Source organism: Crocinitomicaceae bacterium (assembly GCA_016708105.1).
In the GTDB taxonomy this organism is placed as follows: domain Bacteria; phylum Bacteroidota; class Bacteroidia; order Flavobacteriales_D; family Crocinitomicaceae; genus JADJGJ01.
Genome location: JADJGJ010000004.1, coordinates 131,288 through 147,841, shown reverse-complemented (window position 1 = coordinate 147,841; position 16,554 = coordinate 131,288). Strand labels below are relative to the sequence as shown.

Below are 16,554 nucleotides of genomic sequence, written 5' to 3'. Positions count from 1 at the left end.
TTTAGTCTTTAAAACCCGATTAAGCAATAGAATTTTTTTAGGTCAAATGGCTTTTAACAAGAGATCGTTCTGTAGTCACAGGGTGCAAAACAAAATGTCGTTGTAGGCGCAGGTCTCTATCTGCGCCAAGGTGAGAAAATTGAATCTGCAACGCAAGAATATCCCTACAACATTCTACTGCTCAATTTGGATAAAAAAAACCCGTCAGATTTTCCGACGGGTTTTTTTATTTTGGGTTTTACGCATGAACGATATTTATTTTAAAAGTGCAACGTGTCCGGTGTATTCGTGTCGTTTATCATTGATGTCAGTAACTCTGATTACCCATACATAAACATCATCAGGCACTAGGTCTCCTCCATAAAAGCCATCCCAGGCTGCTTCCAGATTATGACCTTCAAAAATCAGTTCTCCCCAACGATTAAAAATCAAGAATTCATAATTGTCCGGTTTCACATTTTGCATGATGGGCTGAAAGGTGTTGTTGTAATCATTTCCATCAGGGGTAAATGCATTTGGCACATAAACCGTAAAATCTCCAATCACTTCTATTAAAAGATGTGCGGTGTCTGAACATCCGTATTCATTAGTGATTACTTGCATTACAGCATAATTTCCGGTTTCATCAAACACCCAAGTAGTGCGTTCATCAGTAGAGATAAATTGATTTTCAACATACCACTCCCACGCAACAGGGTTACCGTGTGAGATATCAATAAATTCAGTCAATTCATATTGTAATGCCGGATCAGGATTGTAATAGAAATTTGCCTCAGGCAACGGATATACTTCTACATGCACGGTGTCTTCATAATCAAAACTGCATCCATTGCTGAACTCAATTTCAAGTTGTGCAAGTACATCTGAACTCACTTCAAATCCTACCACCGGATTCAGCGTGTCATATTCTGTAAACATAATACTCCATTTGAAATCAGAAACAGGATAATCGTAAGGAGCTACGTTGTAACCAAATTCTGCATAGACTTTGCCGCATCCGTCAGTGTTGTGTGCAAAAATATCAGCAGCAGGCGGCATGTGTACATTTAAAAACACAGAATCTTTTGCGGTTTGATTACACATGTTTTCTATTGTGACTACGTAGTAACCCGGCTCTGTTGGTTTCACAACATGCGGACCGACTCCCACCAAGGCTAAACTATCCCAGTATACTGAGGTTAGATAAGACCAATCCGTGATGATAGCCTGAACAATGCCCGCTTGACCTAAGCATAGTGTATCTGTCGTTCCAATTGCATTTAAAACAGCAGGATCAAGCTGTACAGGTGAAACCACAATGGTGTCAAAAATATCAGGACAATTCACCGTGTTGGCAAGTTCAATACTGATTTGTGTTGTAGAATAAATTGGAATGGTATACGTATTTTGTGTTGATTGTAAGTTTCCGTTTACGTACCAGTTGTAATCATACAAATTATTTAATCCGTTTGTTAGCACGGTGAAAGTCACCAAATCTCCGGGACAAAAAATAGTATCTGCAGATAATTCAGCAAGTACATTTTGGTATTCTAGAATTTCAATAGACCCGTTTTGATCACACCCGTTAGCGTCAGTTACAAAAACAGTATAATGCCCTGATGGTAAATTTAAAATTGTGTCTGTGTTGCCACCATTAGACCAAGTATATTGATAAGGTAATGTTCCGCCGGTGGCGTTAGCTGATGCTACACCCGCACTGTCACCAAAGCAAATTATATTACTCAATACTTGTGGTGACAGAACTAATTCTGTTGGTTGATTCAATGAAACCGAAATGGTATCAGCACAATTATTTGCATCAGTAACAATCACGGAATAATTGCCGGCAGAAAGGTTTGTTGCAAGGTCACTATATTGTGCAGGCATAGTATTCCAAGAGAAAAAATAAGGGCCTGTGCCACCGTTTGCCTGTACCAAAGATGAACCGTTAGCATCACCGTAACAGAGTGGATCAGATGTGTAAGCATTGGTTAATACCAGCGGTAATAATTCTGTCATCGCAAAATTCAGCGTATCTATACAGCCATTATTATCTGTAACAATTACTGAATAATTTCCTGATGAAAGACTATCTGCAAAACTGGTGTTTGAGCATGAACATGACCACGTGTAATTGAAAGGTGCTGTTCCGCCAATCATATTGACTGAAGCATCACCGTTAGATCCATTTTCACAAGTAACAGCATTCATTGAAGCAAGCACCGCGTTGCCTGTTGGGTGGTTAATGAGGTTCACATTATCAGTTGCAATACATCCGTTTTCATCTTGCACCTGAACAGATAAAGGACCGGCGCTTAAGTTGTTTGCAATGGGTGAGTATGAAACAGCCGGAGTCCATGAATAATTGATTACACCAATTCCGCCAGAAACTGAAGCAAATGCAATTCCATTACCTGCAGTACAAGTTTCATCTTGCATCACGGACAAATTAACTGTAAACGGACCGGGTTCAGAAATTGTCACTACCATGCTGGTAACACAATTGTTTGCGTCAGTTACTTCAACAATATAATTTCCTGCTGATAAACTATCCATGAAAAAATTATCATTACTTAAAGTCAACCAGTCAATGCTGTATGGAAAAGTTCCCCCACCGGCAGCAACAAGTGCGTTTCCATTACTACCAGCAAAACAACTTACATCATTTACGCCAACAAGATTTGTTGTCAGTGGCAAGGGACTTGATACCGATCCATTCGCTGAAATTATACATCCATGATCATCTGTTATTGTGACGGTGTAATTTCCATTGGGCACATTGGTAATTGTTGGTGCGTTAACCGCCGGACTTGTCCACTGATAATTATAAGGCGCGTTGCCACCTGAAGCTGTTGCCGTAAGTGTTCCGCTAGGATCATTAAAACACAATGCCGGAGTACCGCTAAAATTTACATTCATGGGAGAAGGTTGTTCAATGGCAAAATTTTGAGTGGTCATACATCCGATAGAACTTGTAGCCGTAACAGAATACGTACCTGCAGAAAATCCAGTAGCCATAGGTCCGTTCTGACCATTGCTCCATGCATAGGTATACGATCCCATTCCATTAGTTGATGCAGATCCGTCACTGCCGCCAAAACAATTTGTTGAATCTGTTACAATTCCAAAAACCGGATTAGGTTGCACAATCACCGATATACTGTCAACACTTAAGCTTGGACATACTTTCAAATAGTAGGTTGTGTTTACCGTGAGTGCAGGTGTGGTAAAACTTGATCCGGTTGATAATAGATTTCCACCAAATGGAGCATCATACCACTCAATCAAATTGGTAAATAAAGGATTTTCTGCAACAGCATTTAGTGTAGTAGATGTGCCTGAACAAATGGTGTCATTGACTGCAAAAATGTTCATGTTATAAGTTGCAATAACAGGGAACGAAACCGAACCTGCACCACCCATAGTTGCGCCATTAGGAACAAATTCTGTCACTCCGCCTGAGTTAGTTGTTCCGTTTAATCCACCACTTACATTCGTGCCCGGTGTGCCATTTGAAAATGCGATGTATCCACCACCTCCACCACCACCAGGTCCTTCAGCTTCGTTGGTTGGAATAACCTGATCGCCTCCATCACCACCGTTTGCAATGAGTGAAATCGATGTTGCAATGTTTCCGCTTGCATTTACAACAATGGTTCCACCACCGCCACCACCACCGGGTGCATCATTTCCGTTTGGAGGAGTAGGAGGAGCTGATTGCCCGGAGGCGATGATCTGACCAGTACCAACTACATCGTTGTATGTAATCAGATAAACCAAACCACCCCCGGACGCTCCGTTGGTGCCCGCTCCGTTGTTCCCGTCGCCGGCACCGCCACCACCACCAAGAAAAAGTCGTCCACTTGAATAATCTAAAGGTCGTCCACCAATACCCCCTGTGTTGCGTCGGGTATCTCCTCCCCAACCGGCTTGTGAAGGACCCATCACTAATGCGTTTTGATTGCTTGATGAAAACGTGTATCCACCGCGTCCACCACCTGATGAAAGATTGGTAGAAAATCCAGGGCCTTCTAAATTCCATGCATTAATCCACGCAGGCACTGAAATATCAGGATTACCTAAACCATTCCAAGGAATTTCACTACCGGCATTTGCGCCTCCGCCACCACCGGCATTGTGCGCGTTACCTCCACCACCGCCATTTGCAGGTGCACCTCGTCCGTAGCGACCACCAAGAGGTGAATAGTCAGGTCCGAAACCTGCAATACTTTCTCCTTTTTCTCCTCCGGCGTTTTGATTTGGATAGGCAAAATTCAGTGCAGCATAACTACTCTGATTATCCATTTGTCCACCGCGAAATCCCTGACCGGTTACGTCTATTGTTCCGCCGTTGATCAATGTGGTTAATCCATTCACTTCTATTGCTACTACACCGCCTATGGTTCCGTTCCAGGTGAGTGATGTAATGGTTCCGCCATCTACGGTGAGTGTATTATATCTTGGTACGCGAATTACCTGCACGTGTCCGCTTTGAGTATACGTGTTTTCAACCGGACATTGTAATTCAATATGGGTTGCGTTTGGCACATTAGCCACTTCTTTGAATTCAAATAATCCGCAATTATTGTATGATAATATTTCTCCCCAGCTTATGTCATTCACGCCGCCTAATATGCTGGCGCCTTGCATTTGAATGATCATGATTAAATCTCCTGCTTGTAATGCAGAGCTAAAGTTGCCTCCATTATTTAAACCCGAATTGTTTACAGTGAGAACCATGTCTCCTGGATTTGCATCTTGTGAGAGGGAGGTATATTCATTCACCACTTGCGTATTGGTTATGGTTACATTTCCGTCTTTACCAATTTGCGCATTTAAAAGAATGGGTGAGAGAATAAGACAAAGTAATAGTATGAGCGTTTTCATAGGCGTTGGTTTTGGGGCTCATACTAACCGGTGTTGGTGTAAATTTTACGTCATTAAGTAGGGTAGCATTCGGTCAATAGTATGAGCATTGGTTCAGAGAGAAGTTACGGAATAATAAAACATGAGGCAAATCATGTTATCTGTTTCAACCCTTTATTTGACAAGCTTTAACGATGAGAATTGAGCATTCATCTATGAAATGAAATATTATGCACGCATATATATCGGTTTAGGTATAATAGATGAAAAAGTGCTGTAACGTGAGATAAAAAATCAATTGTTTAGTGTGCATTTTCTTAAAGATTGACACATCAAAATTTGAGTTGAAGTAAAAAAGATTGCTGATCACAAATCTCCACTTGAAATTTATGAATAGTGCAAATTGAGCATGCGGCGCTGAACGGCGCAGTAAAAATCCACGGTGAAATAGCGCAGACACAAAGTGATTTGCTGATTGTTAAATTTAAACGAGCTAGTATGCGGATTAATGCATATATTTCAGAATAGTTTTCACTCTATACGCAAGGCAATCGCACATGAAAAACGTACAATTGTTCATCATTCAAATAAGTCTATTCATTGTTTGTTGTGCTACGCACTCCTATGCGCAAACGCCCGTTGATTCATTGAAAGATGTATTAAAAAAAACAACTGTTGATAGCATCAAGGTTGACATACTGCATGATTTAGCAGGCTTTACATATTATGGTAATCCGCGAGAGGCTATAGGCTATTGCGAGGAAGCATTACAGATATCTATTAAGGCAGGCCTTAAAGACAGGGCATCTGAAAGTTATGGTTGGTTAGGTTATTTACATGAGAATTTAGGTGAAATAGAAATTGCCTTGCAATACTATGATAAAGGATTAATGATTGAACTTACCAATCAAAATCATCAAAACATTGGCGCATATTATAATAATATTGGAACGCTGTATTTTCATCAAAAAGATTTTGAAAAGGCAATTGACTACTATCTAAAGTCTAACGAACAATTCAGACTAACCGAAACCGGACACGGATTGGGAAGTGGATATGCCAATTGTGGTTCAGTTTATTATTCCTTGGGTGATACTGCAAAAGCCATTAAATATTATGACAGCTGTCTCGTGTTTAATCAGAAAATGAATGATCTGGTTGGCACGGCATATTCATTTGTTTATTTAGGTCTTGTTGAATATGACAGGCAACAAGACGATAAAGCGCTGGAATATTTTCAAGCTGCAATTGAAATTGAAGAAACAGTTGGTGATCTCAAAGGGCTTGCTGATGCGCATCACCGAATAGGAAAAATATATTTACGAAAAGGAGATTTTTCTACCGCTGTTAAATATGGTGAAACAGGTCTGAAGTACGCCAGAATGATTGGTTATCCTGAGGACATAGCAAACAATGCAGAGTTGCTTTATCAATGCTATGAAAAGCAGAATAAAAATGGAGAAGCGTTGGAAATGTTCAAATTGCAAATTCAGATGAGAGACACCATGAACAACCTCAGTGTTTCTCGCGCAACGATTGAGAGCTCAGCCAAATTTGAATATGCAAAAAAAGCCGCCGCAGACAGTGTTGTATTTGCAAAAGAAGCAGAAATTCAACAAGCAAAAATTGAAAAACGTGATGCTGATCTTGCAACAAATAGAATCATATTGATATTTGCAATTGGCGTGCTTTCATTGGTGGTAATTTTTGCACTGGTTATGGCTAATCGAATTAGAGTGATTAGCAGACAGAAAAAAATAATTGAAAGAAAAAGAGAAGAAACACAAATACAAAATGAAATAATTCGCCAACAAAAAAACCAAGTAGAAGAAGCGCATAAAGAAATTACCGACAGCATCAATTACGCTGAACGCATTCAACGTTCTTTAATGGCCAGCAAAACAATACTTGATGAACATTTGCTCGTTCCTCTCACCCACAGAGGGCAAGGAGAAGGAGACTATTTTATCTATTTCAACCCAAAAGAAAAAGTAAGTGGAGATTTTTATTGGACAACAAAATTGATTGATCAAAGATTTTGTCTTGTTGCTGCAGATAGCACTGGTCATGGGGTACCGGGTGCTATCATGAGTATGCTCAACATTGCATCTTTAGAAAAGGCAATTGCTGAAAAATTGACTGCATCAGATGAAATACTAAATTTTACCCGCGCGAAAATAATCCAAACACTTGCCAACGACGGCAGCCCCGAAGGCGGAAAAGACGGAATGGACGCTGTGCTTTTAATTCTCAACCAAGATAAAACAGCGGTTGAATTTTCTATGGCAAACAACCCTCTTTGGATTATTAGAAGGGGTGAAATTATAGAGTTCAAGCCTGATAAAATGCCTGTAGGTAGACACGACAAACAAAACGTTCCGTTCACAAGGCATTCAGAAAAATTGGAAAAGGGTGATCTCATTTACATTTTTACTGATGGGTATGCCGACCAGTTTGGTGGTGAGGTAGGAAAGAAATTTAAATACGCCTCATTTAAAGAATTGTTGCTCACCATTGCTGAGAAATCAATGGAAGAACAGAAAGCGATTCTTGCCAAAACATTTGACAATTGGAGAGGCAATTTAGAACAGGTAGACGATGTCTGCGTTATAGGAATCAGGGTATAAAAATTCTTGTAGACAGAGGTTAAACAAGTAAAAACAAACATGAAAATCAAACTTTTGAATCAACTTAAATATCGGATTATTTTTTCGCTGATTATTTCAAGTGCGTATCATTTAGTCAGGGGATTATGGGGAGGTGAATATGAATTTGTTTTAATGACAATTGTTATTACAACGGGTTTGGTTTTTATTGCCGTTACCATTATTTGGGCAATTGTAAGTACCTTTTTTATGAGTGAAAAAGATGATCAATAGATGCTGTTACAGCGAAATATTGGCATAGGTTTTTTAAGATAAAGAATTTTAACTGCAGTTAGTTACCTTGTCATTCTGAAGCAATTATCACAACTTTCTGCCGAAAAATCTGAACATCAGTTTCTATTTCAATAAATAAAACACCGGCTGAAAACTGAGTCACCGGAATAGTTACAAAATGATTTTCTAGAAATTCAATTTCCGAAATTATTTCTCCGGCATCATTGTAAATTCTGATTATGCCGCCCGCAATCTCTGAAGGTATTTCAATATAAAGATCAGTAGCAACCGGGTTTGGATATACGTTGAAATTCGTAAAATAGACGCTATCCATGCTTGGTGGTGGAGGAGGGCCTTCATGTATTGTTGAGTCCAACTTGTATTTGCTTAAAAAAATGTCTGACGTGTAGTATGAAGTAATTTGATGATTAACCGAGGATAAATTAAAAAATGAAATGGTATCATAGAAACTTCCTGATGTGTAAAGGATAGAGTTTTGTGAAAATAAATGTCCGCAAGGCTGATTGATTGTCCAATGCACTGTTCCGTTTGTTGAAGTTTTTTGGAGAAAACCATTTCCGTCTTCAGCATTCAGATTTGTTATTCCAACCCCAGGATCAAAGTCTGCCTCATTAGCAAATGTTCCTGACAGAAATAAAACAGAATCATCAACACAAATAATGTCATACGCCAAATCAGTATCAAGCCCACCAATTGTATTGATCCAAACAAGTTCGCCGGCATCACTTAATTTGAAATAAACAATATCCACCCAGTCAACAGGTGTAATGAGATATTCATTAGAAGAGGGATCATAGTCTCCCGTTCCGCGAAATCCTCCTGCTACATAAATATTGTTTGATTCATCACTACAAAAACTATGAAAGGAATCTAGTTGGGCGCCACCAAATCTTTTTGCCCAGATAAAATTTCCATTCGCATCAAGTTTTGCCACCCACATATCAGGGTAAAGGCCCGCGCAATAGAGTGTGTAATCGCCGCTGCCCGGATCATAATCTATGCCCGTTTCCAAGCTACCGCCTAACACAATGTCACCATTTTCTAACTCAAGTATATCATATGAAGTGTTTTCAATTCCGGCGCCAGTTTCAGGCAATACTTTTGTCCAGAGATATTCTCCGTTTAAATTAAATTTTGATACGTACGGGCTGTATCCGACAGAAGTATAATTGCTTCCGCTTCCCGGATTTAAATCGCTTGTTCCAATGAAATTACCGGTTACCAAAAGATGAGATTCTGACACATGAATTGCTGAACCAATTACGCGTGTCATGCCTGGTCCTCCATAGGTTTTAACCCAAACAAAATTTCCGGCAGAATCTAATTTCAAAATAAATGCGTCCTGTTCTCCTTCAGGGGTAATGGTGTAATTTAATGATCCCGGGTTAAAATCAGCTGAGCTCAAAAATGATCCCGTCAAATAAATATTCCATGAATCATCATAAGCCGCCCCACCAATCCAGTTGTAAGGAACAAAACCACTTGTGAATCCTCTGATTTGTTTTACCCACAACAGGTTGCCTTCATAACTATAGCGAGCTACATAACCATCCATGATTCCGTTGGCATCAATCATCGTGGTTCCATCGGCTGGGTCTGCATCCATAGATCCATAAAATCCGCCCGCAACAATAATACTTCCATCAGGCAAAACGCACAGGTCATTTACCTGTTGATCATCGTATCCATTCAGCCCAAATGCCCAATCAAAATATAATTCTTGCGCCGAGCATTCAGCGAAGCAAATCAATAAGTAAACGAGAATTGTGCGAACAAACATGCATCAATTGATTTGACACAAGTTACAAAATTTGGTGAGTTAAGTAGTGATCTGAAGAAAAATAGCGCTGTTTAACAAATTACTCTACCGTAACTGATTTGGCTAAATTTCTTGGTTGATCTACATTGCAGCCTCGCAATACGGCAATGTGATATGAGATTAATTGAAATGGAATGGTGGCTAATATAGGAACCAAAATTTCGTCAGCATCAGGTATTTCAATAATGTCTTCAGCAAGATTTTTTACTACACTGTCTCCTTCGGTAACAATAGCAATGATTCTTCCTTTGCGGGCTTTTACTTCCTGAATATTTGAAACTACTTTTTCATAATTAGGTCCTTTGGTTGCAATAACAAACACCGGCATATTTTCATCAATGAGTGCAATAGGTCCGTGTTTCATTTCTGCGGCTGGATATCCTTCAGCGTGTATGTATGAAATTTCTTTTAGCTTAAGCGCCCCTTCAAGTGCAATAGGGAATGAGCTTCCGCGCCCTAAATACAGTGCGTTGTGTGCGTCTTTGTATTGTGTTGCAATTGTTTTAATATGCTCATTGCGTTCAAGCAGTTTTTCAATTTTTTTTGGAAGCGCTTCCATTTCATCTAACAATGATTGAAAACGGGTAGGAGAAATAGTTCCACGTTTTTTACCTAACATCATGGCAAGCATGGCAAGCAATGTCACTTGTGTGGTAAAAGCTTTTGTTGATGCTACTCCAATCTCCGGTCCGGCGTGGGTATATGAGCCGCCGTGGGTGATTCTTGAAATAGATGAGCCAACAACATTTACAATACCCAAAATGGTTGCGCCTAAATCTTTTGCCATTTTTAATGCGGCAAGTGTATCGGCTGTTTCACCTGATTGTGAAATGGCAATCACTACATCGTCTTTTCGTATGATTGGATTGCGATATCTAAATTCACTGGCATATTCTACCTCAACAGGTATGCGCGCAAGATCTTCAATATAATATTCACCCACCAAACCGGCATGCCATGATGTGCCACAAGCAATAATCAGAATGCGATTTGCGTCAGCAATTTTATCTTCATACTCTTTCATTCCACCCAGGGTAATCCATCCTTCTTTTGCGGTTAGGCGTCCTCTGAAACTGTCATGAATAGCGCGTGGCTGTTCATAAATTTCTTTTAGCATGAAATGATCAAATCCTCCACGTTCCAGTTCTTCAAGCTGCATTTGCAACTCGGTTATTTCAGGTGAAATTTCTTTATTGTGAATACTGATAATGCGCAAACCATCTTTGCGGTCAACGATGGCTATTTGTTCATCTTCTAAGTACACCACGTTTTTAGTGTACTCAATTATGGGTGTTGCATCTGACGCCAAATAGTATTCATCTTCACCTAAACCAACAACAAGCGGACTACTTTTTTTAGCGGCTATGAGTTTATTGGGCTCTTCTTTAGAAAGAATTACAATGGCGTATGCACCGTGCACTTCATTCAGGGCCATGCGCAATGCTTCAGTCAAATCAACTTTATATTTGTTGCGAATTTCTTCAATTAAATGTACCAGAACTTCAGTATCAGTTTCTGATTTGAAAACATGTCCGCGTTTGATCAACTCTTTTTTGAGAACATCATAATTTTCAATGATTCCGTTGTGAACTAATACCATGCTTCCATCTCCGGCGTAATGCGGATGTGCATTCACATCATTAGGCAATCCATGTGTAGCCCAGCGCGTGTGACCAATGCCAATATTACCGTTGGTTGATTTTCCTTCACAAAATGCAACAAGATCTTGCACTTTTCCCTGGCGTTTATATACGTTGAGATTTTTTCCATCCTCAAGCATGGCAACGCCTGCACTGTCATATCCACGATATTCAAGTCGGCTTAGTCCTTTTATTAAAACAGGATATGCTTTTTTATTTCCGATGTATCCAACTATTCCACACATATAAAATCTGATCTAGTAAGTAGTGTATGTTATTTCAATTCTTGGTTTGTCTTTCAAGCTTGTGCCTGACCCGTTGAAAACAATACGCTCAATAGTTGAGCCAAAATAACTGGGGCTATAAATTCTAAAACCTGTATAGTCTCTTTCTCCATTAAGCATGGCTTGTATTTCTCGTGTGATTAAAAATCGGAATGATTTAGTGTCTTCATCATACGAAACTGTTTGTAAGCCACTTTGTGTAGCCGGATAATCAAGCGTAGTAGTTGAAGTTGAACCATCAATCATTTTTGCAATGAATAATTGGGTTGATGGATCAAACGGATCAGTTGTAAAATCTTGTATTGGCAAAACAAGCTCAGCTTTATTGATAATTTTTGGATCTGAGTTTCCGAGTGAATCTTTGTTCAGGTTCATTAGGTATGGAATATATACAATAGCGCGCATAGAACTCCCTTGCAAGAAAAATTGTTCAGCCCCCTTGGTTGAATCTGCCAAAACTTCTTCAACAATGGTTCCGCTGCGATCAAATTTTATATCATTGTATCGTGCTCCTTCACTATTAAATTCGAAGGTGAATTCTTTAGCAATGTTATCTCCGCTGTCATGAAAATACATAGTAACGTTTGAAAGAGAATTTTCAAGAACAAAGTACAAAACGGTTCCTTGTCCGGTAGATAAAGCGCTGCCGTCAACTTTAATATAAAGACCTTTGAAAAAATTTAGAAACGCATCTTGTGTTGCCATATTGCCTGAGGCATTGGCGTTCACCATGTCCATGCCAAATGACGGATCTAACCTCACACGAAAATGAGCGGGCAAGGTATCATTACCAACAATTTTATCTGCCACCACGTCAGGGGTGACAATTTCATAACCGGATTCTACCAAATTGCTACCAACAATAGTGGGGCTGGTGAAATTGTAATAATCTTCATCACGTGAAAGGGCATCGCCAATTTCGTATACCTCTACCTTAACGGGATCAAGATTACCGTAGTACTTAATGCTAGTGTAACGCAATGAAAGCACCACTGAATCCATTACTAAAGTTCCTATATCACCAAACGCTGGGGAAGCAGAACTAAGTCTCATTTGAGTAACAATACCGCAGTCAACTTGACCAAAAACCGGATCAATGTATGAGCCCAATAAATTGACAGAGGTTTCATCGGTCTCTAAACTATCTGTGATTTCAGAATAGGTAATAATAGATAGGGTATCAGTAAACACCTCTCCTAAAGAAGCTTCTTGCAGGCTGTCACCTAAATTAGTGGGATCTTTTTTACAAGAAACAAGGGCAAGTATAGCTACAAAAAAAACAGCGGAAAGTTGAGTAACCTTCCGCCGGTGATTTATTTCAATTTTTTCAGTCATCAATTTTAAACTACTAGTTCTTCTATAATCTGGTCGTAAAACTCATCCATTGGCTTAACGAAAGATTCTTCAGAATAGTATTCAAGGAAAGGAACTCCGGCCTTGCGAATGAGTTTAGTCATTTCCGGACTAATTTCAGCGCTACCCTGAACAACACCATCAGAAACTTTAATTGCCGCTTCATTGAGCACATTGAAATCAGTTTTTTTCAAAGGCGCAATGGTGGCATCGTCAAAGCCGTCAAATTTAAGCTTTTCATAAAACTTGGTGTCCCAATTTTTGTTAAAGCCATCGTTGTATATTGAGTATACCACCTTGGTATCTGCAAAATGCGGGTCGTTGTTGTAAATCTTTTTGATATACAAGGGGGTGAGTGCCGTCATCCAGCCGTGACAGTGAATGATATCCGGTTTCCAGCCTAATTTTTTTACTGTTTCTAAAACTCCGCGTCCAAAAAACATGGCGCGCTCGTCGTTGTCTGCATGAAAATTTCCTTTTTCATCACACACGGTTGTTTTGCGACGAAAGAAATCATCATTATCAATGAAGTAAACCTGAATTTTAGCTTGAGGCACTGAGGCCACTTTAATTATCAAAGGGTGATCCACGTCATTGATGATGAGGTTCATACCTGATAAACGAATCACCTCATGTAATTGATGTCTGCGCTCATTGATACATCCATAACGAGGCATAAAAGCGCGGATTTCTTTGCCGGCTTCCTGTATACCTTGCGGAAGTTTTCGTGTTATACTTGAGATTTCAGAACCAGTTAAAAAAGGGGAGATTTCCTGAGAGATAAATAGTACTCTTTTCTTTTCCATAGAAGGATAAACAATGAATAGTTAGCAAATTTACGAAAAATAATGCTCACTTTCAAGTGAAAAACATAGATTTGCCGGTTTGTCCCTAAAAAAATCGCTTCAAAAACGTGCAAAAAATTGATCATTCTTCAGCGCTTCAACTGGCGCTTACCACGTTTAAGGGCGCTAACCCAAAGGGTTTAATTGGCTTTGTGCCCACCATGGGAGCTTTACATCAAGGCCATATAAAATTAATACAAGAAGCCCGAAAAAAAACTGATTTGGTGGTATGTTCTATTTTTGTAAACCCTACACAGTTTAATAACGCAACTGATCTGGCTCGTTACCCGCGTACACTGGAGGCCGACTTGCTTCTGCTTGAACAGGCCCAATGTGACATCGTTTATTTTCCAACGGTTGATGATGTGTATCCAAAGGGCACCGGTGAGAATTATGAAATTGATTTTTTTGGTTTGGACACCGTAATGGAAGGAAAATTCAGACCGGGTCATTTTAAAGGAGTAGCAAGAGTTGTGCACCGTTTTTTTGATTTGGTAAAACCTGATTTTGCTTTTTTTGGTTGTAAAGATTTTCAACAAGTAGCTATTATAAAACATTTGATAAAAGTTAAAAACATTGCCGTGCAAATAGAGGAGGTTCTCACTGAACGCTCACCTGAAGGATTAGCACTTAGTTCGCGCAATATGCTTTTAACAGATGAACAACGACGAGATGCCTTGATCATTTTTCAAACTCTATCGCTTGCGCATGAGTTGGTAAAAACTGAAAGGCATACTGAAAAGCTGAGAGACAAATTAATTTCTTTTTTCAACAGCGGAAAACTCAAACTTGAATATCTGGAAATAGTTGAAAACAATTCTCTGCAAACTCCTGAAATAATAGAGTCAAATTGCACTTGCTGCATTGCTGCTTTCTGCGGTGAAGTGAGGTTAATTGACAATATGTCTATTGCATAATCTCCGGTAGAACTTGCCGGTTAAAAGTTTAGCGCGCAAGAATTACCCACTCTTAACGCAACAATTTTCTCCATCTTTGCATATCATGCTCAAAAGATTTATTCTCTGTTTTGTTTTTTTCAAAGCGGCCATTGGTTTTGCTTTTGAAACGGATTTTGCTGATAGTCTTTTTCAAATTGCAACGGTAAAAAAAAACAAACAGACCATTGAATTCATGCTGGCAAATTTTTACCCTGTTTTTGTATTGAACTATGATGATGGTAAAAAGTGGATGACTACTTGTTTGTCGTATGCGCATAAAAGCGGAGATCAAGAATTGATTGGACGCAGTTATTTGAATTTGGGAATGACTGATTATATGCGGGGAGACTATCCTCAATGTCTTGCAAACTATCAACAGGCATTGAATATTTTTGAGGAGACCGAGAATAAAAAATATCTTGGCCGAACGTACAATGAATTTTCTGTTTACTGGAGAAAACAAAAACAATTTGACAAGGCCATATCATGTCTTGATAAATCATACCAACTCTGCAAAGAATGTGCTGATACCGGATGCATTGAAACATCACTTAATAATAGAGCTGTGGTTTATGAAATGTCTGGCAATTACAATGCAGCAATTGTATACTATAAAAAAGCTGAGGAGATTGCCTTAAGCAGTCAAAACAAAACCGGGCTGGCTTATATCTATGCTGATTGTGCTGAGTGCTACCGACTCAATGGGAATTTAGATTCTTCCATGATTCAGATTAACCGCTCCATTGCGCTCATGCATGAACTTAATAATATGCAGGGCCTGGGACTAAATCTCATTAATAAAGCTGCCCTACAAATTCAACTTGAAAATTTTAATGAAGGCATCCAAACCTATTTGGCCTGTATTGAGCTTGCGCAAAATTTACGATATACTGATTTACTCAAGAATGCACATTATCAGCTTGGAAAAGCCTATGCTGAAGTAAATGATTTTGAAAACTCATTCTATCATATTGAACGTAGCCATTTTTTAAGAGATAGTTTATTGAATGAAGATAAAATGAAATCGCTCTCTGAAATGGAGGTGAAGTATGAGACTGAAAAAATAGAAAATAATTTATTGGCTGAGCAGCAAGATCATATTGAAACAGAACTTACGTTGGCCAATAGAACAAAATGGTTTGGTGCAATTGCGGGCGTATTGATATCACTGATATTTCTTGGATTATTTCTTTACCAAAGAAAATTAAGGTTGACTCAAGCTGAAAAAGATCAAGCCGTGATCCATGAAAGAGAAAAAGGTTTGCAAGCTGTGATTGATGCAACTGAAGATGAAAGAAAAAGAATCGCTCGCGAGCTGCATGACGGAATTGGACAGCAAATGAGCGGTTTAAAACTTGCCTGGCAAAACCTTACCAATAAAGCCGAAAATTTGTCTGCAGAAGAAAAGATGAAATTAAATGAATTGACAAAAATATTAGATCAAACATCTGCAGAAGTGCGCATCATATCACATCAAATGTTACCAAAGGTGCTTGAGAGTTTTGGCTTGATTCCGGCCCTGGAAGGCATGCTTGAATCAGCATTGAAATATGCCCATTTGAAATATACCTTTGAGCATCACAATTTTGATCAAAGATTACCTGAAAAAACAGAGTTGGTATTGTTCCGCGTCAGTCAAGAGCTAGTCAATAACGCAATTAAACACGCAGACGCCGATTTGCTGACCATACAATTGTTCAAGCGCGCCAAACAAATCATTCTTTTAGTTGAAGACAATGGAAAGGGATTTTCAGTGGTAGAAAAAAATGAAGGACACGGCTTATTGAACATTAAATCGAGATTAAACACGGTCAACGGCACAGTTCAGTTTGAAAATGGTGATCCACATGGAATAATTGTTACTATCAGAATACCGGTCTCATAAAATTCTTGATGTTGCAATAATCTGCACAGTCAACTAAAAATCAAT

9 protein-coding genes are annotated in these 16,554 nt (G+C 39.1%); 4 read left to right on the top strand and 5 right to left on the bottom strand.

Annotated features, from left to right (window positions below):
- Positions 1-255 precede the first annotated feature (255 nt).
- On the bottom strand, positions 256-4,866 hold the full coding sequence (locus tag IPH66_16490; protein MBK7130942.1) for a gliding motility-associated C-terminal domain-containing protein: 4,611 nt from the start codon (positions 4,864-4,866) through the stop codon (positions 256-258).
- 536 nt (positions 4,867-5,402) lie between these two features.
- Between IPH66_16490 and IPH66_16485 the strand changes: the two genes are divergently transcribed.
- Positions 5,403-7,472: a tetratricopeptide repeat protein gene (locus tag IPH66_16485; protein ID MBK7130941.1), complete on the top strand. Its 2,070-nt coding sequence runs from the start codon at positions 5,403-5,405 to the stop codon at positions 7,470-7,472.
- 39 nt (positions 7,473-7,511) lie between these two features.
- A complete protein-coding gene (locus IPH66_16480; GenBank protein MBK7130940.1) occupies positions 7,512-7,724 on the top strand; it encodes a hypothetical protein in 213 nt (70 codons plus the stop codon).
- 70 nt (positions 7,725-7,794) lie between these two features.
- Here IPH66_16480 and IPH66_16475 read toward each other — a convergent pair whose 3' ends face one another.
- The 4 genes from IPH66_16475 to IPH66_16460 all read right to left on the bottom strand — a co-directional run bounded on the left by IPH66_16475 (position 7,795) and on the right by IPH66_16460 (position 13,647).
- On the bottom strand, positions 7,795-9,525 hold the full coding sequence (locus IPH66_16475; GenBank protein ID MBK7130939.1) for a T9SS type A sorting domain-containing protein: 1,731 nt from the start codon (positions 9,523-9,525) through the stop codon (positions 7,795-7,797).
- A 79-nt stretch (positions 9,526-9,604) separates the two neighbouring features.
- Positions 9,605-11,449 (bottom strand): glutamine--fructose-6-phosphate transaminase (isomerizing), encoded by a 1,845-nt coding sequence (gene glmS, locus IPH66_16470; GenBank protein ID MBK7130938.1) that lies wholly within the window; start codon positions 11,447-11,449, stop codon positions 9,605-9,607.
- 12 nt (positions 11,450-11,461) lie between these two features.
- Positions 11,462-12,823 carry a DUF4270 family protein gene (locus IPH66_16465; GenBank protein MBK7130937.1) on the bottom strand — a complete coding sequence of 454 codons (1,362 nt, stop codon included), beginning with the start codon at positions 12,821-12,823 and terminating at the stop codon, positions 11,462-11,464.
- 5 nt (positions 12,824-12,828) lie between these two features.
- Positions 12,829-13,647, bottom strand: a complete 819-nt coding sequence (locus tag IPH66_16460) for a glycogen/starch synthase (GenBank protein ID MBK7130936.1) — start codon at positions 13,645-13,647, stop codon at positions 12,829-12,831.
- Between the two features lie 107 nt (positions 13,648-13,754).
- Here IPH66_16460 and IPH66_16455 point away from each other — a divergent pair, with 107 nt between their 5' ends.
- Together IPH66_16455 and IPH66_16450 are read left to right on the top strand one after the other, a co-directional pair.
- On the top strand, positions 13,755-14,603 hold the full coding sequence (locus IPH66_16455; protein MBK7130935.1) for a pantoate--beta-alanine ligase: 849 nt from the start codon (positions 13,755-13,757) through the stop codon (positions 14,601-14,603).
- 85 nt (positions 14,604-14,688) lie between these two features.
- Positions 14,689-16,509 (top strand): sensor histidine kinase, encoded by a 1,821-nt coding sequence (locus tag IPH66_16450; protein MBK7130934.1) that lies wholly within the window; start codon positions 14,689-14,691, stop codon positions 16,507-16,509.
- Positions 16,510-16,554 lie beyond the last annotated feature (45 nt).